The organism is Pseudoalteromonas sp. T1lg65, assembly GCF_051930985.1.
Lineage (GTDB): Bacteria > Pseudomonadota > Gammaproteobacteria > Enterobacterales > Alteromonadaceae > Pseudoalteromonas.
Genome location: NZ_CP196838.1, coordinates 900,345 through 924,089, shown reverse-complemented (window position 1 = coordinate 924,089; position 23,745 = coordinate 900,345). Strand labels below are relative to the sequence as shown.

Annotated in this window: 18 protein-coding genes; 9 read left to right on the top strand and 9 right to left on the bottom strand. The window is 41.0% G+C overall.

Going from position 1 to position 23,745, the window contains the following annotated elements; translation table 11 throughout:
- Window positions 1-108 precede the first annotated feature (108 nt).
- Complete coding sequence (locus ACSLBF_RS21135; protein WP_440056616.1) at window positions 109-1,971, bottom strand: S8 family peptidase; 1,863 nt, start codon at window positions 1,969-1,971, stop codon at window positions 109-111.
- Window positions 1,972-2,457: 486 nt separating this feature from the next.
- On the bottom strand, window positions 2,458-3,054 hold the full coding sequence (locus tag ACSLBF_RS21130) for a hypothetical protein (protein WP_440056615.1): 597 nt from the start codon (window positions 3,052-3,054) through the stop codon (window positions 2,458-2,460).
- Window positions 3,055-3,175: 121 nt separating this feature from the next.
- On the opposite strand from ACSLBF_RS21130, the gene ACSLBF_RS21125 reads away from it, so the two are divergent.
- The 6 genes from ACSLBF_RS21125 to ACSLBF_RS21100 all read left to right on the top strand — a co-directional run bounded on the left by ACSLBF_RS21125 (window position 3,176) and on the right by ACSLBF_RS21100 (window position 13,404).
- Window positions 3,176-3,538, top strand: coding sequence for a hypothetical protein (locus ACSLBF_RS21125; protein ID WP_440056614.1), 363 nt, complete (start codon window positions 3,176-3,178; stop codon window positions 3,536-3,538).
- A gap of 167 nt (window positions 3,539-3,705) precedes the next feature.
- Window positions 3,706-5,097, top strand: coding sequence for a TolC family protein (locus ACSLBF_RS21120; protein WP_440056613.1), 1,392 nt, complete (start codon window positions 3,706-3,708; stop codon window positions 5,095-5,097).
- Entirely contained in the window at window positions 5,090-6,811 is a 1,722-nt protein-coding gene (locus ACSLBF_RS21115; RefSeq protein WP_440056612.1) for an efflux RND transporter periplasmic adaptor subunit, read from the top strand. Before ACSLBF_RS21120 ends, ACSLBF_RS21115 begins: the two co-directional genes overlap by 8 nt.
- Before the next feature lie 12 nt (window positions 6,812-6,823).
- On the top strand, window positions 6,824-9,946 hold the full coding sequence (locus ACSLBF_RS21110; protein ID WP_440056611.1) for an efflux RND transporter permease subunit: 3,123 nt from the start codon (window positions 6,824-6,826) through the stop codon (window positions 9,944-9,946).
- A gap of 526 nt (window positions 9,947-10,472) precedes the next feature.
- The gene (locus tag ACSLBF_RS21105; protein WP_440056610.1) at window positions 10,473-12,491 is read left to right on the top strand and encodes a methyl-accepting chemotaxis protein; all 2,019 of its coding nucleotides are present in this window, start codon (window positions 10,473-10,475) and stop codon (window positions 12,489-12,491) included.
- Between the two features lie 649 nt (window positions 12,492-13,140).
- A complete protein-coding gene (locus ACSLBF_RS21100) occupies window positions 13,141-13,404 on the top strand; it encodes a hypothetical protein (protein ID WP_440056609.1) in 264 nt (87 codons plus the stop codon).
- Between the two features lie 134 nt (window positions 13,405-13,538).
- On the opposite strand, the gene ACSLBF_RS21095 is transcribed toward ACSLBF_RS21100, so the two are convergent.
- Entirely contained in the window at window positions 13,539-15,359 is a 1,821-nt protein-coding gene (locus tag ACSLBF_RS21095) for an EAL domain-containing protein (RefSeq protein ID WP_440056608.1), read from the bottom strand.
- Between the two features lie 374 nt (window positions 15,360-15,733).
- Here ACSLBF_RS21095 and ACSLBF_RS21090 point away from each other — a divergent pair, with 374 nt between their 5' ends.
- Window positions 15,734-15,985, top strand: a complete 252-nt coding sequence (locus ACSLBF_RS21090; RefSeq protein WP_440056607.1) for a hypothetical protein — start codon at window positions 15,734-15,736, stop codon at window positions 15,983-15,985.
- Between the two features lie 93 nt (window positions 15,986-16,078).
- Here ACSLBF_RS21090 and ACSLBF_RS21085 read toward each other — a convergent pair whose 3' ends face one another.
- The 4 genes from ACSLBF_RS21085 to ACSLBF_RS21070 all read right to left on the bottom strand — a co-directional run bounded on the left by ACSLBF_RS21085 (window position 16,079) and on the right by ACSLBF_RS21070 (window position 20,434).
- A complete protein-coding gene (locus ACSLBF_RS21085; RefSeq protein ID WP_440056606.1) occupies window positions 16,079-18,481 on the bottom strand; it encodes a hypothetical protein in 2,403 nt (800 codons plus the stop codon).
- Window positions 18,482-18,626: 145 nt separating this feature from the next.
- Entirely contained in the window at window positions 18,627-19,142 is a 516-nt protein-coding gene (locus ACSLBF_RS21080; RefSeq protein WP_440056605.1) for a hypothetical protein, read from the bottom strand.
- Window positions 19,143-19,172: 30 nt separating this feature from the next.
- Window positions 19,173-19,670, bottom strand: a complete 498-nt coding sequence (locus ACSLBF_RS21075) for a hypothetical protein (RefSeq protein ID WP_440056604.1) — start codon at window positions 19,668-19,670, stop codon at window positions 19,173-19,175.
- Window positions 19,671-19,684: 14 nt separating this feature from the next.
- Window positions 19,685-20,434 carry a hypothetical protein gene (locus ACSLBF_RS21070; RefSeq protein WP_440056603.1) on the bottom strand — a complete coding sequence of 250 codons (750 nt, stop codon included), beginning with the start codon at window positions 20,432-20,434 and terminating at the stop codon, window positions 19,685-19,687.
- A 431-nt stretch (window positions 20,435-20,865) separates the two neighbouring features.
- Between ACSLBF_RS21070 and ACSLBF_RS21065 the strand changes: the two genes are divergently transcribed.
- Both ACSLBF_RS21065 and ACSLBF_RS21060 read left to right on the top strand, forming a co-directional pair.
- Entirely contained in the window at window positions 20,866-21,117 is a 252-nt protein-coding gene (locus ACSLBF_RS21065) for a hypothetical protein (protein WP_440056602.1), read from the top strand.
- A gap of 551 nt (window positions 21,118-21,668) precedes the next feature.
- Window positions 21,669-22,748 carry an acyltransferase family protein gene (locus ACSLBF_RS21060; protein WP_440056601.1) on the top strand — a complete coding sequence of 360 codons (1,080 nt, stop codon included), beginning with the start codon at window positions 21,669-21,671 and terminating at the stop codon, window positions 22,746-22,748.
- Window positions 22,749-22,753: 5 nt separating this feature from the next.
- Here ACSLBF_RS21060 and ACSLBF_RS21055 read toward each other — a convergent pair whose 3' ends face one another.
- Entirely contained in the window at window positions 22,754-23,224 is a 471-nt protein-coding gene (locus tag ACSLBF_RS21055; protein WP_440056600.1) for a hypothetical protein, read from the bottom strand.
- 92 nt (window positions 23,225-23,316) lie between these two features.
- Window positions 23,317-23,712 (bottom strand): nuclear transport factor 2 family protein, encoded by a 396-nt coding sequence (locus ACSLBF_RS21050; RefSeq protein WP_440056599.1) that lies wholly within the window; start codon window positions 23,710-23,712, stop codon window positions 23,317-23,319.
- Window positions 23,713-23,745 lie beyond the last annotated feature (33 nt).

Genomic DNA, 23,745 nt, shown 5'->3' with positions numbered 1-23,745 from the left:
TAGTTATTTTAGACTCTTCAGCTAGGAGCGTTACCAAGTGCTTAGACATAAAGTCGAGACAACAAAAAAGCGGGCAAAAGCCCGCTTGGTTAGTTTTGTGTAGGTCTATTAGTAACTAGCGACTAGGCTCACACCTGAGAAGCTTGTGTAGCCGATAAGCTTAATATAATAAGTACCACCTTGGCCTGACGTCAGACTACAGCTTTCGCTGTTACCGTTACGGTAAGGACGACAGTCGTAAGTACTTTTCGTTGGTTCAGCACCTTTTCTCACATATAAATCTGCATCACCACTACCACCAGATATATTCACTGCCAAAGTCACATTTGCAGGCACATCAATGGTGTAAACAAGTTCGCCGCTTGCAGCAGCAGAGAGGTTGGTAACAGGTACGCCATTGTCTAGGCAGTTGTTACCAGTACAACCACCTGGATTTGAACTATAAGTACCAACTAAAGTTGCACCAGAATAAGCGCTATAACCGTCTAGCATAACGAACCAGTCGCCAGCCGTTGGATTGTTAAAGCTACAAGTTTCATTGTTACCGTTTTGGTAAGGGCGACACTGATAAGTGCTCTTACTTGGCTTAGAACCTTGTTGTACGTATAAGTCTGCGTCACCGGTACCGCCTGATAGGTTGAACTCTAGAGACGATGCACCACTTGGTACAGTTAACTTATAAAAAGTCTGAGAACCTGAAGCACCAGCAGCACTCTTGCCTTGACCATTAGTCAGCTCAATGATTTCAGGATCTGGCGGAGTTGTGCCATCAGCTAAGCTAAATAGTAATTCGTTTGGTGATCCGCTTTTCGCGTCACTTACTTTGTTTTTAGATGAGCGAGCACTTAGTAACGCATCAACTTGACTTGGAGACAAACTAGGATCTTCATCCAAGTATAGCGCTACCGCACCAGCTACGTGAGGCGCAGCCATGGAAGTACCACTGATGGTATTTGTTGCTGTATCTGAGTTGTACCATGCTGATTTAATGCTTGAACCTGGTGCATAAATATCAAGGCAAGTACCATAGTTTGAGAAGCTAGAACGTGAATCGCTGCTTGTTGTTGAGCCAACAGTAATCGCATCTGCGGCGCGCGCTGGCGAATAGTTACAAGCATTACTGTTGTCGTTACCAGCTGCAACGACAAAGCTTACGCCCGATGCAACTGCTGAGTTTACAGCATCATCGACCGCTTGTGATGCGCCACCGCCTAAGCTCATGTTAGCAACAGAAGGGCCTGATGCATTGTTTTTCACCCAGTCAATACCCGCGATTACACCAGAGAAAGTACCAGAGCCATCACAGCCTAATACGCGAACACCCACCACGTTGACATTTTTTGCAACGCCATAGGCGCTACCGCCAACTGTACCAGCAACGTGTGTACCGTGACCATTACAGTCTGTCGCATCAGCGTCATTGTCCACAAAATCGTATCCGTGCGATGCGCGGTTTCCGAAATCATTGTGAGAAATACGAACACCGGTGTCGATAATGTAAGCCGTTACGCCTGAACCGTCATAGTCATAATGATAGTTTGAATCAAGAGGTAGATCGCGTTGGTCAACACGGTCAATACCCCAAGTTGGGCTGCTTTGGTCACCATTTGTAGTGAATGTAGGCTCGATTGCTACAACTTGATCTTGCTCGATGTAGGCGATGTTAGGGTTTCTTACCATCTGCTTGAGTTGAGATGGTGTTGCTTCAACCAAAACGCCATTGATAACACCGTTAAACTCACGTGCGATTTTTACGTTGTGCTTGTTTGCAAGGCCGCGAGCTTGGCTTTTGGCATAAGCTGAAATTGCTTTGCCATCTTTAGGATTGACTACAGAAGGAGTATCGAAAACGACGATGTAGTTATTTGGAACTGCCTTGCTCTTATCTACTGCCTTAATTTCTGCTGCATTGATTGCTGAAGATGAAAGACCAGCAAGTACAGCAATACTGAGTACACTCAATTTACTCATTTTAATTTCCTTTACATGTTGTTGTTGAATAAAAACCATACAAACCATAACTGGATTGGCGTGAAAATAAACTATTCCACTGCAATTAACTTAACGTGATATTAACTTAAATGTAAATATAAAATTACAATGTTTGGTTTTTAAATTTTTAAGTAATTGATTTTGGTGGTTTTAAAGTTTGTTTTTTCGATTCGTTTTTTTACATGTTTTAACATTTTTTAGTTTGCTTAGTAAGTTTGGTACATGTTATTAACATGAGTTGAGTGCACTTTAGGTGTCGGCTAGTATGGTGTTTAGCGGCGGGGAAACGTATCGGTCTTTTATTTATGCAGCAGGTTCAATTTGGAGTCTCTTGGCTCGGCCTAGCCATGAACTTAGGTTTAAAAAGTGTTGATTAAGATCCGTAGCAACGTTTTACATGTTTAATTTGTTCTGACAGAGAAAGGCTACTTTGCCACAGGGAGAGTTGCACCTGTGGCAAAAAAGTTACAGAGAGAAGCGATAGCTGACTGATAGACTCGCTTGATATTGGTGGAAAACGTCACCATCAAATTGCCAACTGCAAACATCTTTTGTTTCTGGATTCGTGTCACATGAAACCGTTGATTTATTGTCGACCAATGTTGCCAGCCAACGGATCTCGCTACTTACATGAAATCCAGCACCCACTGCATACTCAAGTCCTGCGTATAAACCTGATGCAAAAAAGGTATCGGCTTCCAAAAAATTTGGGTCCATGTAATTGATACCTAATTGAGCACCAAGATAACCATGTAGATCACCCACAAGCGGACGTATGACTGCACTTTGAAAAAGTAAATATTCGTTGCGAATTTGGTGAAGCGGTGAGCCAGTCAATTCGATATCACTTTTAGCGTAATAAAGGCCATAGCGTCCATCTTGGACGTAGCGATCGACACTCAATGCATAATGACTTTCATCTTCAAATTTATGAGTTTGATTCAAAGTGGTAAGCAGATCTTCACTTATTGTTTTGCCACCATATACTGTGATGCCATAGTCTGCATAAGCCGCACCAGAAACGCCTAGTGCCAATAACGAAAACAGAGAAATTTTAAACATAATTTATTCATTTCCTTGAGATTAAGGTCCCTATTCTCGCACAACAAACGGTGAGAAAATAGCTTGAATTTGTGTCATTCCAAGCTTATTATTGCCAAGATCTTACTGGTTGGAATTGACATTGAAATTGATTGTTAGGCTCATGATTTTATTTATGCTGACTGCGAGTTTTTCGGGGCAGGGCATGACTGTGAGTGATTCAACCTGCGATCAACATCATTCTGGCGCAAGCAACATTGCTGTCAACGACATCGAAGATACTGAGCTTCATGCGATGATGGAAAAGATGGATTGCTGCGAGTCAGACATTTCAAGATGTGCTGACTGTAATTGTGTGGCTCATGCCTGTTCGCCGAGCATTGCACTGTATCATAATGATGATTTGGCTCTGACCCTCAAGCAACAACTCACCAAATCGATATTTATTTCTGGTGAAATCAAACGTATTTCTCTTTCACTGTATAAACCTCCTATTCAAGCCTAAAACAGGATAGAACCGTCTGAATTTAATGACGTGTTTGGTCCGTATTCCCAGTTATATAGTTTCGAGTTAATTTAGATCGTTCATAGCTTATCTACATTAATTGCTATACCAATTGAATCAATGGGTATTGGTAAGTCACCTGAACGGTTAGCGTAGAGGAAAAACGCGTGAAATATTCATTTCAGCATACAACTATGGTTAATGATATAAACCGTGCAACTTTGCTTAAGCTGAGTAAGTTGATATCGGTATCACTGAGCTTAAGTATTATTGGGTTTGCGTTTCCGGCATTTGCCGCGATATCAAATCTTGACGAAGCAATTCGTGTTGCCATTGCACAAGACAGTCAGTTACAGGGCAATCAATTTCGTAAACGTGCACTTGAGGCGAAGAGTATCGCAGTCAATACACTCCCTGATCCTCAAGTTTCTGTAAAGATGATGAATTTACCAGTTGATAGCTTTTCATTTAATCAAGAAGCAATGACTCAGTTGGCTGTAGGAGTTACTCAGGCCCTACCAAGAGGAGACAGTTTAACGTATCAAAGTCAGGAAATAGCGCTAGGCGCCGCAAAAGTTCCCTTGTTAAACGAAGCACGAATGGCGTTGATAAAAAAAGAGGTGTCGTTACTTTGGTTAGACATGCTACACGCAAAAAATGACTTGGCGTTAATCAATCGAGACACTGCACTTTTTGAGCAGATGGTTGACATCGCCAACGCTAGTTACTCGAGCGCCTTGGGGGCTGTTCGTCAACAGGATGTGATCCGCTCTCAGTTAGAACTTGTCCAGTTACAAGATAAAAACATAGCAGCGGAGCAACGATTTAATAACGCAAAAGCAAAACTCGCACAGTGGTTAGAAGCAGATCCATTAGCTCCTGCAGGTCCCTTAATCACGGTATCTAAAGTCGCTGACCAGCTACCCGTTATTCCATTCGCCAAACCTGAGCTGTTACATCAAACTGATAGGCCTATAAATTTAGCTCACTCTTTGCTGAAGCACCCGTTAGTTATTGCGGCTGATATTGATAGTGAACGAGCAAAGAAATCTATTCAGCTAGCGGAGCAAGCTTATAAGCCACAGTTTGCCGTAAATGCGAGCTATGCATACCGAGATGATGCACCGTCTTCGGCGTCACGTTCGGATTTCTTTTCGGTAGGTGTTACGTTTGATGTGCCGTTATTTACAGACAATAAGCAAGACCAAACTAAGGCTGCCGCAGTAGCGCAATTAGAAGCAGTAAAAACCGATAAAATGATAATTTTAAAAAGGTTGTATGCCGGTTTAATGAGTGAGTTAGAGGTTATTGAGCGTCTAAAAAAACGGCAGTCACTTTATCAGCAAGCAATTGTTATACAAAGTATTGAACAAGCTGAAGCTGCACTTACAGCCTATACCAATGATGATGGCGACTTTTCGGAAGTTGTCAGAGCGCGTATTGCTATGTTGAGTGCGCAACAAGCAGCGTTAGCCATTGATATTGATTTACTTAAAGCCGTCGTGCGCAGTAACTATTACCTAGCTCAAGCAAACAGTCAGGGAGTCTCACATGAATAAACACACCACAACGATCATCATTGCCCTGATCATGCTTATGTTGGGAGTCACTTTGGGTAGTCAATTTTCACAACCAAGTAGTGGTTCAGGCGAGCAAGCGAGCGGTGAAAAGCAACCACTGTATTGGGTCGCTCCCATGGATCCAAACTATCGTAGGGATAAGCCAGGGAAATCACCGATGGGCATGGATCTCGTGCCTGTTTATGAAGAAGCATCTAGCACCGAACAATATGGTGAAGGTGCGGTGGAAATCGCGCCTCATGTGGTTAACAACCTCGGAGTAAAAACGGCAAAAGCCAGTGTTACTGTAATGGAACACGAGATAACTACGGTAGGTTATGTGCAGTATAATGAAGACAGCTTGGTACATATCCATCCCCGTGTTGCTGGTTGGATTGAACAATTATTTGTTAAAGCAGAAGGCGATCCGGTGCAGCAAGGAGAGCCGCTCTATACTTTGTATTCGCCTCAATTAGTGAATGCTCAGGAAGAGTTTTTAATAGCACTGAAACGCAATAACCAAGCCCTTATTGATGCTGCAAAAGAACGCTTGCGTGCATTGCAGCTCAGTAACGCGTTTATTAAGACGCTAGAGCGTACGACTAAAGTTAGCCAAAGTATTACTTTTTATGCTCGCCAGTCAGGGGTGGTTGATGGTCTTAAAATTCGAGAAGGATTTTATGTCCAGCCAGGCACGACGTTGATGAGTATTGCCAAGTTAGATGAAATCTGGGTAGAAGCTGACGTTTTTGAACGTGATGCAATGCAAGTTCAGGCAGGTCAAGCTGTGACAATGACATTAGACTTTATTCCTGCAAGGCAATGGCAAGGCAAAGTCGATTATATTTATCCCTCTCTCAGTGAAAAAACGCGAACGCTCAGAGTAAGACTGCGTTTTAGTAATCATGATGGTACGTTAAAGCCCAACATGTTTGCCAACGTAATGATCCATGCGAATCAACGTGAAAATGTGCTGCAGGTACCCAAACAAGCGGTGATCCGAGGCGCGGATCAAGACCGAGTGGTAGTTGAGTTAGAGCCTGGGGTATTTAAGTCGGTGGCCGTGACGCTTGGGCATGTTGGCAAAGATAGTATTGAGATCATCGATGGTCTGCTGGCTGATGACGTGGTAGTGACCTCTGCACATTTCTTGATTGATTCACAATCCAGTATTAATTCAGACTTTTTGCGAATGCAGCCGTCGCAATCTGAGGATTCGCTGTGGATGGAAGGAAAAATTCACCATCTTGATAGCGAAAAGCGCATTGCAAACATTGAACATGGTCCTGTAGAAGAGTGGCAGTGGCCATCTATGGTAATGGATTTTGAAGTGGCACAAACCGTAGATTTTGAACAACTCGCTACAGGGCAAAGCTTGCATTTTGAAGTAACAAAATACTCAGACGGGAGCTATTTACTTACAGGTATCCACATTATGGAAGCGGCTTCACAGACCGAGTCAAACGTCGCAAGTGCGACGGTAGATGGTGTGATCAATCGCATTGATTTGGAGCGTCGAGTTTTGAATATCTCTCGCGAGGCGATTGAAAAGTGGCAGCGTCCACCGGCAACCATGGATTTTATGGTCGACGAGAGTGTCGCGTTGGAGCAACTGAGCGTAAAAATGGCAGTCTCATTTACTTTTGAAGTACGTGATGAATTTATCATTGTTGAAATACAGCCCAAAGCTGAACACTCGGCACATCCGCACTAAGGAGCAAGCGATATGATCGAATCTATTATTCGCTGGTCGGTATTTAATCGCTTCTTTGTGATTTTACTCACCGTGATGGTCACAGCTGCGGGGATCTTTGCGGTCAAAAACACACCCGTAGACGCGATTCCAGACTTGTCGGATGTACAGGTTATTATAAAAACCTCCTATCCGGGCCAAGCTCCACAGGTGGTGCAAGATCAAGTCACGTTCCCATTGACTACAGCGATGCTGTCGGTACCAGGCGCTAAAACTGTTCGTGGCTATTCATTTTTTGGCGATTCTTATGTGTACGTCATTTTTGACGATGATACTGATCTTTATTGGGCTCGCAGTAGAGTGTTGGAATATTTGAGTCAAGTTGACTCACAACTTCCGGCAAGTGCTAAACCACAGCTAGGTCCAGATGCAACTGGTGTGGGTTGGGTATACCTGTATGCTTTGGTCGATAAAAGTGGCAATCACGATATAAGCCAATTGCGCAGCCTTCAAGATTGGTTTTTAAAGTACGAATTACAAACTGTGCCCGGGGTGTCAGAGGTAGCACCAATCGGTGGGATGGTGCGTCAGTACCAAGTACAAGTTGACCCGGACAAATTGCGTGCTTATGGCATTCCGCTACAGCATGTTCAGCAGGCACTGCAAAGAGGTAATCAAGAGTCAGGCGCCTCGGTCATAGAGATGGCTGAAGCAGAATATATGGTGACCAGCAGTGGGTATATTCAAAGTGTTGGTGACATAGAATCTATCCCGTTGGGGCAGGCAATAAAAGGAACGCCATTAACGATAGCGGACATTGCTTCGGTTAATATGGGCCCGCAAATGCGCCGTGGTATTGCTGAGCTCAACGGGCAAGGAGAAACCGTCGGTGCTGTAGTGGTGATGCGTTTTGGCGAAAATGCTCAACAAACTATCGATGGTGTTAAGCAACGTCTCGCCGAATTGCAAAATAGTTTACCGGAAGGCGTTGAAGTAGTGACGGTTTATGATCGTTCAAATTTGATTAGCAGCGCGGTGGATAATTTATGGAGTAAATTGCTAGAAGAACTGGCTGTGGTTGCTGTTGTGTGTTTAGTCTTTTTGTTCCATTTACGTTCATCCATTGTGGCGGTAATTACGCTTCCTTTAGGCATTTTAGTGGCTTTTATCGTCATGTATTTCCAAGGCGTGAATGCCAACATTATGTCGCTAGGTGGCATTGCAATTGCCATTGGTGCGATGACGGATGGTGCAATCGTGATGATAGAAAACATGCACAAGCACATGGAAAAAGTACCGTTAACCAATGAAAACCGCTGGCAAATCGTAACTAAATCAGCCGCAGAAGTAGGCCCAGCCCTGTTCTTTAGTTTACTTATTATCACTGTGAGTTTTTTACCAGTGTTTATTTTGGAAGCACAGGAAGGGCGCATGTTTGCTCCATTGGCTTATACGAAAACCTATGCCATGGCGGCATCTGCAGGTTTGGCGATTACGCTCATTCCAGTATTAATGGGTTATTTTATTCGGGGTAAGGTGATGCCTGAGCATAAGAACCCAATCAATCGTTTTTTAATAGCCATTTATACGCCTGTACTTAGACAAGTATTACGGTTTCCGAAGTTTACTTTGCTGTTGGCGCTATTGATTACCGGTGTGGGTTTTTATCCGTTAGATAAAATTGGCAACGAATTTATGCCGCCGCTCGATGAAGGCGATTTAATGTATATGCCTACGACCTACCCAAGTATTTCAATCGGTAAAGCAAGAGAGTTATTGCAACAAACCGACAAATTGATCGCAACCGTGCCTGAAGTCAAAACTGTATTTGGTAAGATTGGCCGCGCAGAGACCGCCACGGATCCGGCACCTTTAACCATGATTGAAACCTTCATTCAATTGAAGCCTCGTTCACAGTGGCGTCAAGGCATGACAACTGAAAAGCTTAAAGCTGAGTTTGATCAATTAGTTAAGTTTCCAGGTTTAACCAATGCGTGGGTAATGCCAATTAAGACTCGGATCGACATGTTAGCAACGGGTATTAAAACACCTGTCGGGATTAAGGTAGCAGGTCCAGATTTGCAGGTGATCCAACGAATTGGTCAACAACTTGAGCAAGCGCTGCAGAATGTTGAAGGCACTGCATCTGTTTATTCTGAACGAGTGGCAGGTGGGCGTTACATAAAAGTGGATATTGATCGCGACAAAGCGGCAAGGTTTGGGTTAAACATTGCCGATGTGCAACAAGTTGTGGCGACTGCAATTGGCGGCATGGATGTAACGCAAACCGTAGAAGGACAAGAACGTTATCCGGTCAGTTTACGCTATCCTCAAGCTTACAGAGACTCGCCAGAGGCCTTGCAAAGCTTGCCCATTGTGACGTCATCAGGGCTGAATATTACTTTGGGAGATGTGGCAGATATTCTAATTGAAAATGGTCCTCCGGGGATAAAAAGCGAGAATGCTCGGATTAATGGCTGGACACTTATAGATATCAGCGGTGTTGACGTTGGTCGATACGTTGACAGAGCGAAACAGGTCGTAGAACAGCAAGTGATGCTGCCCCCAGGCTACTCACTGACTTGGGCGGGTCAATACGAATACATGGAACGGGCTAAAGCTAAGCTCAGTGTGGTACTGCCTTTGACGCTCGGAATTATTGTGGTGTTGCTTTACCTGTGCTTCAGAAGCTTTACGGAAGTGGCGATTATTTTACTTACCTTGCCAATGGCGATGATTGGTGGGTTGTGGCTACTGTATATCGAAAACTTTAATTTTTCTGTGGCTGTCGGGGTTGGTTTTATCGCGCTGGCGGGGGTTGCGGTAGAGATTGGTGTGATAATGCTGGTGTACTTAAATCAAGCCGTCTCTGCGTTAAAAGACAGCAATAATAACCCAAATCGTCAGGAGTTAGCTGAAGCCATTCTAGAAGGTGCGGGGCAGCGGGTTAGGCCTGTAATGATGACTGTCGCGACGATTATTATTGGGTTAATGCCTATTTTATATGGTACTGGAACCGGATCTGAAGTCATGAGTCGAATTGCTGCACCTATGGTTGGGGGCATGCTGAGTGCCTTGTTATTAACTTTGTTGATCTTACCTGTGGTGTATTATCAAATTCAACGCGTCAAATTGACGATGAAAGGTGAAAATTAATCCTTAGGTATTGAAATTGAGCTATAGCTCTAATTCTTTAAGCTTGTACCTTCTCTTGCCGTAAGGTCATTGCTATACTGCGCCGGTTTTGTATAAAACTGGCGCATTCTAAGTAAAGTGCCCGACGAACAACACGGCAACAGTAAAACACTGAAGTCGTTTTATCCCATTTGTTCTACTCTATCTTATGTTGTTTAAGGTAAGGCTGTTAGTTTTACTTCTATACTAAATCTGGATTGAGAGTGTTGAAAGGGATGAAGGACCGCTAGCAAATGTACATTATCGCACCATTAAGTACGATCCCGCCGTATATTTGTATTAAAAAAACAACAAACAACGAGTTGATATAAAAAATGCCTTTGTAATTACATAATTGAGTGTCAAAATTAGGTACGGCTCGTTTATGTGTGCAACTATGACTTAATCGCTTGAATATTAAATAAATTATTCAAATTTAAACAAGATATTTGGTGGCGATTACCCGTAATTTAATTTTTCAGATATTTGGCTGTATTTAGGTAGTTTTATGAAATCATCCCAACGAGGAATGCTTGGTAATATGTCGCTGACTTGGCGGCTGGTATTAAGTGTTTGTTCTATTGTTTCCGTCATTTTTATTGTTTTGTCCGTGATTGCGGTTAACCGTGTTAAGGTTGAAAGCACCGAGCGAACTAAAGCCGGTTTGGCCAGAGCGATTGAAACAGAAGCTGCGAACGTGCGCGAATTGTTTGTCAGTCGATATAAAGTACTACAAACTACTTTTGACTCAAATACCATGCAGCAATGGCTCAGTAGCCGAGTTCAGCCTTGGGCACCACTTGATGCTGAACCGCTGTATGCACAAGTTAATCAATTTTTATCACGCGTAGTCGATAGTGAACCGGAAATCATCAGTGTATTTTACAGCCCTGAAAAAAGCCGAGAATACTGGGATGAAGGTGGCCGCATTCCACAAAAGGTCATGACCAGACCTATTACAGAGATCCCCTGGTGGCAGCTGACGGAAGAAAAGCGCCAAGGCGTTGTTAACGAACCGTTTGAAGATAGCCGAACAAAAATAGTCTCCGCCGCGATATCAAAGCCTGTATTTGACCACAATGGTCGCAGAATAGGTATTGCCGGTGTTGATTTGAAATTAGAAGCAATTCAGGACCAAGTTGCAAATAACACCAAATATCAAGGCGCGGGTCATGCCTTCTTGTTTCAACACGATAGTCGCTTAATCACCCTGTTGCCGGATACACAACTGGAAGGTAAAGATAGAACCTTAAACAAACTTGATTCATTATCGGGAAACTCGGGTTTTACCGCTATGGAAACCCTAGAGGATGATTTGTCGTTTTTTCCTGTGATGTGGCAAAACCAGCCTTACTTGGCTGCTGTAGCCAAGGTGACGGTTTCTGAGCCACTGATGAATTGGCGATTGGTGTTACTTTACCCACAGCAAAAAATCGATGCACCAATTAACCAAGCAATATGGCAGTTAATCTTAATGACGATTGTGCTTATCGCTGTAATCGCTTTAGTGCTTACTTGGTCTATTAAACGTGGTTTAAGGCCATTGCAAGAAGTGGGTGATGCGATGGCTCGGATAGTCAATGGTGACGGTGACCTAACGCAGCGCCTAGAAATCAAAAATGATGATGAAATAGGTAGAGTAGCGGGACTATTTAATGGCTTTGTAAATAATATCAATGAGATAGTATCAAACAGCCTACGCGTTTCTGACTCTGTTTCAGCTTCAAGTGCTAATATGCAGCAAATGATGGTGAATGCTGAACAAGCCGTGAGGGAGCAAGATTCTCAGCTTGATATGGTGGCCACTGCAACCACTGAGCTTGCTCATGCAGTGAATGAAATTAGCCGCAATTCGCAGCGTTCAAGTGATGCAACCATTGAGGTTAAACAGCAAGTAGAACATGGCATGTCTTTGGCGACTCAGGCAGATCAACAAATCAATCAATTAGCTTCCAGTTTCAGAGAAAGCGAAGAGTTGGTAAAAGAGTTGAATATCAGTAGTGATCGCATTGGTGAAGTGTTGGATGTGATTGGTAAAATAGCAGATCAGACCAACCTGCTGGCGTTAAATGCTGCTATTGAGGCAGCTAGGGCGGGTGAACATGGTAGAGGTTTTGCTGTGGTTGCGGATGAAGTTAGGACATTAGCAAGTCAAACCCAAGATTCAACACATAATATTCAAACTATAATCGACTCGTTGCGCGGCAATACTAAACGTGTGTTGGAAGTGATGGTGAACAACCGCTTACAAGCAGAAGAAAGCGTTGAACATGCGCAGACAATCCACCAGAAATTGACCGAGCTCACCACACAAGTAGAGCAAATCCAAATGCAATCAGTTGAAATTGCCACTGCGACGCATCAACAATCAACGGTGTTGGAAGATGTATCGAAAAACATCGTTACCACCAAAGACCTTTCACATAGCACGTCAGAACTAATGAAAGAAGCCAATGCAGCCGGCGGTAAACTGCAAGAAGAAAGCGAAGCTCTGCTGCAGAGCTTACAGCACTTCAAAACTCGATAAACTTAAATATTCTGCTCAGCGTTGGTGTGAATTTAGCGCTGAGCAGCGAAGACTTTTATTTGAAGCTTACTTTCAGATCAGAATACGTCCTTACTTCAAACACTTATCCATATCATGATCAAATCTAAAGAAAATACAAAGATACCAATGGTTTTCATGAAGTTGCATTCGTGTTTGTTGGCAACTCCTTGTAATAGAAATTATCCCAATCAATAGTTATTACACTAGAACGTTTTTCATTCTAAGCTGCTTGTTTGTGTGATTTATATTTCTAAGTTCGTTGTGCCATTAGAATAAAATTTTGAGCCATGCTTTACTCATCAATAACGTGGTTGAATATAACTCACCATTGAAATGTTAATTTATACTAATCCGCAATAACACTTAATCATTTTGAAAGATTAAACCTGACGATAGCTGCGTTAAAAATTTCTCATTTAGAACAACTAAATAACGAAATTTTTGCCTTGCCTACATGGATGTAGGTACCTTAGCGGTAGCAGGACGCGAGAGCGGAACTATCGACAAGGTTTTCTTGCTTGAAAATAGATCTCTTAGTTAAGCGGATTGGTATTATTTTAAAATGTTGATGTCTTGTGGGTTTTGGTATTAACTAGTTTTTATCTTTGTTATTGTAAAGGAAACTACTATGAGAAAACCATTACTAGGCTCGATCATCGCTTTTGCAGGAGCTTTCGCTTTAAGTACTTCCACTGCTGTGAGTGCAGGAACCGGTTATACACAATGTAACTATCTATTAATACAAGGGACTCCAGCCCACTTAAGACCACCAGGTTCAGAGAATATTAGCATTACACATCCAGGCAATGTGCTATGTGATTTTTCTTATGTCGGAGAGTGGGGATACTACAGCCTAACTTCTCAAAAATACGTACCCAAGTTCTCGTTATAAGACACTAGCGTTTTGACAAACTTAGTTATTATAATTTGATATTTCTTGCCAAGTTTTGGCAAGAAATAACTTGAATACTAGAAAAAATAAGAGCTTTGGCATGTGATTTAACGTTTCAAAGTATCACAACAGGCTCAAAGATTTTGCGATATAAACGCTTCTAACGCTTCGCAATTTAGAGGCTTTGCAAAGTAATATCCCTGCACCAAATCACACCCGTACTCTTTGAGAAAGTCAAGTTGTTGTTGGTTTTCAACGCCTTCTGCACAGGTTTTGAAACCGAGCGCCTTGGCAATATTAATAATTGCCAGCACGATAGCACAGTCGCTTTTGGAATGTGGAATGTTAGCAATGAAGGACTGATCAATTTTTAATGTATCAATTGGTAAGCTATTTAAGTAGCTCAGTGACGAATATCCTGTTCCAAAGTCATCAATAGAGATTTGATAGCCGCTTCTTTGCATTAACGATAATAGTTCGTTGGCTGTGGAAGACTTGTATCCCATTATGGTACTTTCTGTTAACTCAAACTCAATGGCTGATGGCACCACTGGGATTTCAGCTAGCGCAATCAGCATATTGTGAATGCTTTCGACGTTATCGAGTTGTATACCGGAAATATTGATAGAAATAGGGGGGATGGGTAAACCATAACTTTGCCATTTGTTTATCTGCCGCAAAGAGGTTTTTAATACCCATAGGCCAATATCGATAATAATTCCCGACTCTTCAGCGATAGGGATGAAATCGTTCGGCGATATCACACCTCTTTCAGGGTGACGCCAACGAACGAGCGCTTCGCACCCCACTACCTTATTGGTCGTTATGTCAATTTTAGGTTGATACAACAGAAACAACTGATCTTGTGTAATGGCGCGTTTTAAGTCTATTTCCAAACTGAGCTTATCCGACTGAAAAGTAGATAACTCTTGAGAGTAAAATTTGTAGAAGTTCTTGCCGTGTTTTTTTACGTAATACATGGCAGCATCGGCCGACTTTATTAGAGCCTCAGGGGTTTTACCATGGTTGGGATATAACGCTGCTCCCACACTTACCGAGATATCAATTTGTTGATTGGCTAGCGCGAAACTTTCATTAAAACAAGCCAGAACTTTTTCACAGACCCTCGTTATAGAACGAGTAGAATTTACGTTTTCGACCAAGATGGTAAATTCGTCTCCACCTTGCCTGGCGATAGTGTCAGAAACGCGCAACGCCTGTTTGAGTCGTGTTGCTGCCTTAATCAGCAGCTCATCTCCAGTATGATGACCAAAGGTGTCATTAATAACTTTAAAACGATCTAGGTCTAAAAATAATACGGCGACTTGAGTTTTATTCCTTTTTGCTAATTCAATGGCATGAGAAAATTTTTCAGAAAACAATTTTCTGTTTGGTAGGCCAGTTAAGGCATCGTGCATTGCTTGATGTGAAAGCTTCTTGTGCATTTCTTCAAGTTCTAAAGTACGCTTTTTTACTCGATTTTCTAGCTCCTTATTTATAGTTGCGAGTAACTGAGCTTTTTCCTTTTCGGCTTCGATGTTTTGTTTTTTTTGCTGTGTTATTGCGGCTTTCAGGTTTTTTTCAGCTTGTTGATATGAACTCGTTAGTTTCTCTAGTTGGTGCTTACTGTTATCGACGAAACCTTCAACGATGATAACTTGCTTAGCTTCGAATATAAGCTTTTTAAACAGTAAGTTGACCGCCTTCTCATGATTGTCGATGGTCATACTTATAACCACTTCATAGGTGTTATCCAACGCGAGTTCACTTTGTAGTTGCTTGTGGTTAATGCGCTTACTGAGTTTCGAAATCGCTAAGGGTAAAGGGGGGTTGCCAAGCCAATTAGTGAGCGTGCAATTAGCTTCAATTAGCTCTAGCGAGTCAGGATTAATGATCCCAATAGCAGACGTTAGGGCGTTGGTAATTTCATTTCCAAACACAAGTAAGATGCTCATCTAACATGTTGGTGTGATCATGGATTAATAGCACTGAAGATTTATTGCTTTGCAGCTCCATTCCTTATCCTCAAGTGGTTTTACTAGAACCTACACATGATTATAGCGACAATTTGACATTTGAGGGGGACTCAACCGGATAAAATTCAATGTTTCTAGGTAACTGCGGTTTTGCATATTAAAAATTGTGAGCAATATGGAATTTGCTATTCAACCGAAACATGAAATGGACAAGTGTTCAATTGAGAGTATTTCAACCAAAAAGCAGACGAGTTTGGAATTGAATTAATCTCAATAGCCACTTATTGAAAATACATTTGGTCTAATGTTAACTGTTAGCTTAATTAATGTACAAAAACGTAAAGGAAACTACCATGAAATCTATCTTGTTTGGCGCAGTAATTACGATTGCAGCACTTGGTGCTGTGGTTCTATCTCCCTCGGTAACGGCAGGGACAGGTTACACAGTTTGCGAATACACCTATTGGTGGGGAGCACCTTCAAATAACAGACCGCCAAGTACTGATAACTTTAGTGTTCAGTACGCTGGTTACGTTTCATGTCCATCTACTAACATCACGCCTTGGGGGCACTACCGTCTGACAGCTCAACGATACGTAAACTAATTGCAAGGGCCCAAAGGTGATCAGTGTTTACGGTTACCTTTGGGTATATACTTTACTGTGCTGTTATTTATGCCATCTGCAAAGGTAATATTGTTATTCAGGAGTTAATACAAAAGGTTCCGTAAAGACAATAAAATCTTCCGATAAATCAGTATTTAATGTTTGTTCGCATGGTTCGCATCGAAGTTTATTTTGGGCAAGAAAATCAGCCTCTATTCTCAATGCATATTGACCCTTCTTAAGGCGGTCGATGATAAAAAAACCATCTTGTTCAGTGTAAATCTCCCTAACTTCACCGGTACTATGATTGATTAGTTCAAAAGGGATAAAACCTGGATTTCGCTGTACGTTTCCTTTTTCATCTTGTTTAAACACTTCTCCCTCAGCTTCAAAGAGTTGCTGAAAAGGCAGTATGACGTTCACTTCACCACCTGGGTGTGACTCTAATTTAACAGATGTATATGTTGGTATTAAAAAAGGGTTATCCAAGGATTCAGAGCTCACTTGAAATACCTTTGGATCATAAATATCAACTCCGACTAGTTTCGCGTAGTCTTCTTCTTCAATGGTTTTAACGGACTGGCTTACTCCAGAAAGCGCAACGCCTTGCAGACTTGGTTCGTTAAGTTCTTTGTCCCACAGACCGTTGTAGTTATGATCGATAAAAGCGCTTTTTTTGATGGTGCTACCTCTGCGATAAGAGCTGCTGCTAAAGGTGCTTAGAGGGTTGCTACTATTGAAAGAAAAAGCCATGCTCAAGGCTGCAATAGTATTTCCCTTACTACTATGAGATAAAGATGCGCTAAGAGATAGTTGCCGAAAAGATTTGCTCACTCTGAGTTTTGTTGTGGTGTCATCTCTGCTTGTTTCATGGCGTATTGAGGATGAAAAATTGTAACCGTTAAAGTAGTGACTATAACGGATGGTAACGTCTTCGACCGGTGTTGAAAAATATTCTTTGCTATAAGAAAAGTGCAACACTCCCCATTTGCTGCTTAGTGATGAAACGTATGCAATACGATCTGCTGTGACCCCTTTGATTTGTTTTTTCAGAGTCAGATAGTGAGTTTGGTTATTTACATTAAATCCCAGTCTACTCTCGAAGCCTTCTTCTGTGACTCCCAAAGCACTGCTTTGATACAACTGACTGCTAATTTTGATTGAGTCACTGTCATAACTATGCCCTATGGTTTTGTTACGACTGGTTATTCCGTTAGAAGCGCGCTTCTGGCTGAGTACATAAACACTATGCTCTGCAATGCTAAAGTCAACTTGATTGTCGTACAAAAATTGTCCGTCGTAGCCCAGTTTAGTGGAAATAACTGAACTAGATTCGCCTCTCCATTCAACGTCAGAATAGGGAATACTGCGATTCGAGACGTCTGTGTTTATCCACTGAACGCCACCACGTATAAGCGTCGATGGATTATATACATACGTGCCATTTAACATGGCAAATTGTTGTTTTCGCTGTTGAGATAAGCGTCCTCTGCCTAGCATATTGTTGTTGGCATCAATAAATACAAACTCAGGAGTCCATTGTCCTTGGCGCAATCCTTGCCAACTTGACTTTTTAATTTCGCGTTTTTCAATACTTCCATCGGGATTAGTAAATTGTAGGTAGTATTGAGTGTCAGCGTTCCTAAAATCAATATCTATAAATTGATAATAACCGTCACTCTCTGTTTGTTTGAAATCAACTAAATAGCCGTCTTTAAATAACGCAACTTCGCTTCCAGGAATAGTGTAACCGCTGATATCGTCTTGTAATTTCCGGCTTCTTCTTTCATCTTGGCCAATAAATAGTCCAAGCCCTCTAGACACGCTCTGCGTCAGCGACGATGTCGTTGCCCGAATATCACCAATCTGATAAGTCATTGGGATGTTGTTTAACGCTAATTTGCGAGAAAAGGTGGCTTCTCCTGTGACAGATTGAGTATCGCTTTTTGCTAGTTTAATATCTGCTTGGTGATATAAAATATCTTGAGTGAGTTGAGTATATGCTTGATAACCTGCTTTATTTTGATGTTTCAGTGAGAGATTGACATCCAAATTAGGTGCAGTATATAGCTGATACTTATCGTGTTTTGTTAACTGACTCGCATCACGTCTTTTTAGAACTTCAATTAATTTTTTCCTTTCTGCGATAATAAGTTCCGCTGTGTTGGGATGTCGATCACTTGTGTTAATACTCAACGACTGTTTGCTTGTATTTAAAAAATACTCAATCTCAAAATTATCTAATAGATTGAGTGCAAGATATGTTTCTCCATCCTCAATAAGAAAGCGTGCAGGTTTTAAATTGGCATCAACATGCTCATTCCAAAAAATACCTGTGAGTGTTGCAGTTGCTAGATCAAACTTTACGTTTGTAGCTAACAGTGAATTAAAACGATCAAGATGTAAAAAGTAATCTTCGTAATTTTTGGTGACTAATTCGACTTCGCTATTGATTGAGCGGCCGTCAATTCTTGTATCAACAAACAAATAGTCCAAATAATCTTCTGCGTGACACTTATTACAGTTAAGCGAATATAAAAGCAGAATTAAAACTGCAATAACTATTTTTTTCAATGGGTTGTATATTCTTCAGAAAACGCGGAAATGTGTTAGCTGATAACACAGCTAACACGTTTTATACTTATTGATAAGCAGCAATGATGTCATAGGTAAAAGACTTTTCACCGGTACTTTGCATTGCTGTCTCGTGGTCAACAAGCGTGATTGTACCGAAGTTACCAAGGTTAAGATTGCCATCAGCATCGAGCTTTTGGTAAATAGCTTCTTTTTCGCTGGATTTTATTTCAGTCATGGTGAATTTTAGTCCATCCAATTGCTGATCTTGCGCAGGAAGTGTCCAAGTAACGTCTGCGTGTGGGACGCCAGAGAGTCTGAAGTGAGCGTATGCACCTGCACCTTTACACAGCCTGTCTACATCTTGTAAACGTGGAGGTTGACTCGGTTGCGAAGTACAGCGTGCACCCACATTGGTTGCGCGAGTAATTACCAAAGGAGGAAACTCCATTTCTTGCGTTTGGTTAATGACCAGAGGCTCTTCCTCTTTGGTCAAGTTAACAGTAACCGTTGATTGCTTGGTGACAGCCAAAGCTGGTGCAGAAAGCGTAATAGCTAGGGCAATGAGAGATAACTTTTTCATGATTTTCCTTTTCTATATTAAGTGGTGGTTTTATTGATAAGCTACTGAAATATCAAATGTAAAATGATACTCAGCAGTTTGGGTCGAATCCTTATCTATTAGCGTGATGATACTTTGTGCGTTATATTGAGCTTCTCCAGATGAGTCTAGAGTCAGAGTCTTAACAATGGGTGTGGCATGCTGGTTAGTTGTAAGACGCAGGCCATTAATTGTTTGATCTGCTGTGTGTGTTAGTACCACTGCGGCACCAGCAGCTCCTGTAACTCGATATAAACCTGGGTATGCTATTGAGCCCGGACATAAAGAATATCGATGGTCGCTATCATTAACGATGCCATTAGCATTACATACAGCGCCTTCAGTCGTTGCTGGTGTTGCTGATAAATCGGGAAACTGTATTTTGTTAACTTCTAATATCTCGAGCGCAGTTTGAATGGACTCGAAATTGACGTTTAAATTGAATTCCTTTGCCATAGTGGCTGTCAATGGAATAAAACAAAACATGGACCATAGCGCTTTATTCTTCATAGCTTTTCCCTTTACTATATTTTGACTTTGGTTTGGAACTGGTGGTTATCCCTGTTTTCTAATTCTTCCATGGTAATAATAATTTCTTCATAATTACTTTCTTTACCAATGTCAGTTTTAAAAATACGCGTATCTAACTCTGGATAAATACTGACCTGGTTAATTCTAAACAGCTCTTTTCCGTCTTTTGTACTTACGACAAGATTACCGGTAAAAGAACCTATGCCTTCACGTTTAAACTCAAGGAGTAGTTTCTTGTTTTCTGAATAGTAATGCTTTGATAGAGTTACTTTGGCTTTTTTTTCTGCAGAGTAGTTTTTCAGAAAAACAGGTATGATGTATTTAAAGTTAGGTTGAATAAAGACACCTGAAACCTTTTTTACTCTCTCAGAAGTTAACGACTCAATCATCAAGTGCGAGCGGAATTCCCCTTCACTTTTAAGGCCTTTTTTTATTAGTCTAATGCGGGCGAAGCCTTTCGGTGGTACGTCCCGTACAACTCTTGGCCCAACTCTTAAATACTCCTTTGCTGAAAGGGCATACTCATCTGCAGGCTCTAAGTTACCATTAAGATCCATTGTCATTTCAGTTAATGTTACTCGAAAGCTCTGTAGCTTTTCAGAATCATTATAGATTTTAAATTCCTGTCTTCTATCGCTTTTTTCAAAAACTAGTCTTGTTTTATCTAATTTAAAATTAGTTGCATGAGTTTGAAGTGAAAATAGCATTAAAACAAAAATTGCAACTTTATTAACTTTGTTCATGGATTGTGTTTGTTTGGTTGTTTTTTTTATTAGACTCAAGCGTGGATTTCAAGTCAACGTGATTTTTGGTTTTGATAAAAATCTAATGTTTTAATTTTTGGGTTTTACTTGCTTGTTTAGTTTTTTTATTTTGGTTATGGCTTGGTAATAAAAAGATAAGAGTTTTGTTGTTTTTAATATCTGATTTAAAGGTTGACTAGAGGTTTTGTTTTTGAATCTGATGTGGCTTTTATTTTGATAAAAATAACGATGAGATTTAGTTAGCATGGATTTAGCCACTGAACAGAAAGCTCTCAACAGAGATAAATTAACATATGTGATATGGAAATTTTGAAAGTGAATATATCTCAACTGCTAAGTGTTGAAAATATGAACTTTGTAATGTTAACTAATAGTCCCTATTAGAGTACAAAAACGTAAAGGAAACTACTATGAAATCTGTTTTGATCAGTACAACCATCGCACTGTCTTTTATTGGTGCATTAACAACAGCACCTTCGGTAAACGCAGGCTCAGCTTATACTATTTGCAACTATGTAATGACTCAAGGTGCTCCTTCTCATGTTAGACCGCCGGGATCAGATACACACCGTATCGTGCTGTCGGGTCATGTGCAGTGTCAGGCATCGTTTGTTGGTGGCTGGGGCTTCTATAGTTTGACTTCTCAAAGTCATGTCAATTAACAGCTGAAGCATGTGCCCTACTCAAATAGGTGTCATTCATTTTAGTGTGTATTTGAGTTATTGATAGGAGGTTTAACGATCTCCTTTTTATTCGCTACGATGTATTAATTAATATTCCTTTTCATTCCTTCTGATTTACATTTTGTGACCGCTTATACGTAAAATTATTGGGTTACAACTTGGATTAAATAACCTCAACTTCCTAAATCCGACTAGACAATGAAAATGTATGCACTACCCATTTCATTTTCATATACTGGAAAAGTTATTGTTTTTGAGTAGTAAGTGGAATTTAAAAGATTGGTTAAGCAGTAAAATTCCAAGCCAGAATCGACCTTTTTAATCGTTGATAACTGCATTATATAAACTATTTTTAATTTTCTTATTTAATTAAGGATTTTTATTTAGAAGTGGGTTGTGGATTAATATCATTTTTAATGAACAGGTTCTCCTGCAGAAAGATGAATTTATTGCATAATAAAGTTGGTTATTTTTTCTCTCATTGCTGCTAATCTAACGCTCTTAACTTAGCAAAATTTTGGAATGCTTGGGTGAATACGCGGTTTTATGAGATAGATCTTCTACGGTTTTTGTGTGCTCTCGGTGTTGTGATATTTCATTATACATACACAGCACATATGGAAGGGTTTGCACCTATAGCTGATTTCCCATTATTGCGAGAATTTACTCGGTATGCTTATATGGGGATTAATTTTTTCTTCGTAATAAGTGGCTTTGTCATTTTGATGAGTGTGAGTAGCAGATCTTTAGCACACTTTTTAAAGTCACGGTTCATTCGGCTTTTTCCTGCCTACTGGGCTGCTTTACTCTTAACAACCTTAGTTACCCTATATATAGGTGGTGACAAATTTACCGTTAGCCCTGCGCAGTTCATCGCTAACATAACAATGGTTAATGAGGCAATGAACTATGCACCAATAGACAGTGCCTATTGGACACTATATATCGAAATTAAGTTTTATTTATTTATGGCTGTGATCTTACTGATAAGGGGGTTACGCTATCTTGAAGCTGTAATTGGCGTTGTATTAATCGCAAGCTTATTAATACTATTTACACCTTGGTCTTTAGAAATCAATATGTTCACCGCAATATTCCCACATTGGAGTGGTTATTTTGCGGCAGGTTGTACTCTATATTTAACTAAACAGCATGGGGTGAACATTTATAGAGCAGGCTTATTGTTACTCTCTTTGTGTTTTGTTGTGGTGCAATCGACAAAATTTGGAGGGTTAATGGCGAGCTGGTTTAACATTGAGTTTGACCCATTTATCATTGCGACAATCAACGTGATATTTTTCGCTATTTTTCTCATCAGTGCATTATGTGAAAAGCATCCGCTTAGACTGCCGGTTTTTTATTATTTTGGTATTCTTACTTATCCATTGTATTTAGTGCATCAGCACATTGGTTATATGATTTTTAATCAGTTTGGTGAGCAAAAATCAATAGCGCTACTCGTCGCTTTGTGCATATTGTTAATGCTAGCTTTAGCTGCGGCGATTCATTATATTGTCGAAAAGCCTGCTAGCAGGCTTTTAAAGCGACTATGGGAACGGCCTAAGCAGGTTGAAGCAAGTATTAAAGAAAGCTCGTATAGGCTTAGGTAAAGTGGCTATTTTCCAGCCTGTCCAGCTTCTAGGATAGGCAGCCCAGCTTCTGTAGGGATATAGATCCGCTCGCCGTTACCTTCTTGGAGTCCCTTAATCCAAACATAACGCAAATATGCTTCATTTCCTTTGAGCGATTCTCCAATTATTTTATTTGCTTCTGCAGCCGCTTTTGCTCGTTCGATATCGGCTTGACCCTCTGCTTTAGCCTGAACTATTTTCGCTTCACCCTCTGCTTGAGCGAGCGTTACGCGCGCTTTAGCTTGCATTAGAGCTGCTTGCTCTTTTGCTTTGGCTTCTTCTATTAATATTTGTTTACTCCATTCGGCTTCTTTTAGCGCGGCAATACCATTCATTTCTAATTTATATACTTTGTACTTTGGCCAGGCCCAAAGTGCTAATACGATAAGTAATACGAAAAACAAAGTGGTAATAACCAATCCGCCAAAAGCGATGGCGTTGCGATTTGGATGCATAACTTTTCCTCGAACAGCGCAGGTAGCGTGTGATAAATAGAATAATTGTACCTTATAAGGTTACGAAAATTCAAACTGTGAGCAAATTGCTTCTATCGCAGATTTGCACCTTGTGGAGGCTGTAACTCAAACGGTTCGCAGGGAGTGCCTTGATGATAGCGAAGCTGCCAATAAGCATTGTTTCGTATCCACACTGAGGAGCGTTTGGCAAAATAATTTACTTGCCCCAGTCCTGATACTACGGCTGACTTATACACTAGCAGATATGCCTGATCCCCTAGTTTTATAGACTCATAATCCTGCGAATGAATGGTTGTATTTGATGGCTTTTCTTTTTCCATCATGGCAACGATTGCGTTGAAGTTGTAGCTATTGCCAGACATGCCAGTTTCATAAAACTGCGGGTGGAGCAGGCGGTTTATTTCCGATTTAGATTGTCGTGTATGATACTGATGTAAAGCGATTTCTTGCTGAATTAAAATATCCATTTAGGTTCACAGCCGAATGCAACGTGGTTGGTG

What these genes read in the sequence shown, in the direction of transcription:
- ACSLBF_RS21055 (WP_440056600.1), bottom strand. Translation starts at nt 23,224, where the DNA reads ATGCATCCAAATCGCAACGCCATCGCTTTTGGCGGATTGGTTATTACC.
- ACSLBF_RS21135 (WP_440056616.1), bottom strand. Translation starts at nt 1,971, where the DNA reads ATGAGTAAATTGAGTGTACTCAGTATTGCTGTACTTGCTGGTCTTTCA.
- ACSLBF_RS21090 (WP_440056607.1), top strand. Translation starts at nt 15,734, where the DNA reads ATGAAATCTATCTTGTTTGGCGCAGTAATTACGATTGCAGCACTTGGT.
- ACSLBF_RS21105 (WP_440056610.1), top strand. Translation starts at nt 10,473, where the DNA reads ATGAAATCATCCCAACGAGGAATGCTTGGTAATATGTCGCTGACTTGG.
- ACSLBF_RS21080 (WP_440056605.1), bottom strand. Translation starts at nt 19,142, where the DNA reads ATGAAAAAGTTATCTCTCATTGCCCTAGCTATTACGCTTTCTGCACCA.
- ACSLBF_RS21100 (WP_440056609.1), top strand. Translation starts at nt 13,141, where the DNA reads ATGAGAAAACCATTACTAGGCTCGATCATCGCTTTTGCAGGAGCTTTC.
- ACSLBF_RS21065 (WP_440056602.1), top strand. Translation starts at nt 20,866, where the DNA reads ATGAAATCTGTTTTGATCAGTACAACCATCGCACTGTCTTTTATTGGT.
- ACSLBF_RS21095 (WP_440056608.1), bottom strand. Translation starts at nt 15,359, where the DNA reads ATGAGCATCTTACTTGTGTTTGGAAATGAAATTACCAACGCCCTAACG.
- ACSLBF_RS21070 (WP_440056603.1), bottom strand. Translation starts at nt 20,434, where the DNA reads ATGAACAAAGTTAATAAAGTTGCAATTTTTGTTTTAATGCTATTTTCA.
- ACSLBF_RS21110 (WP_440056611.1), top strand. Translation starts at nt 6,824, where the DNA reads ATGATCGAATCTATTATTCGCTGGTCGGTATTTAATCGCTTCTTTGTG.
- ACSLBF_RS21130 (WP_440056615.1), bottom strand. Translation starts at nt 3,054, where the DNA reads ATGTTTAAAATTTCTCTGTTTTCGTTATTGGCACTAGGCGTTTCTGGT.
- ACSLBF_RS21115 (WP_440056612.1), top strand. Translation starts at nt 5,090, where the DNA reads ATGAATAAACACACCACAACGATCATCATTGCCCTGATCATGCTTATG.
- ACSLBF_RS21075 (WP_440056604.1), bottom strand. Translation starts at nt 19,670, where the DNA reads ATGAAGAATAAAGCGCTATGGTCCATGTTTTGTTTTATTCCATTGACA.
- ACSLBF_RS21050 (WP_440056599.1), bottom strand. Translation starts at nt 23,712, where the DNA reads ATGGATATTTTAATTCAGCAAGAAATCGCTTTACATCAGTATCATACA.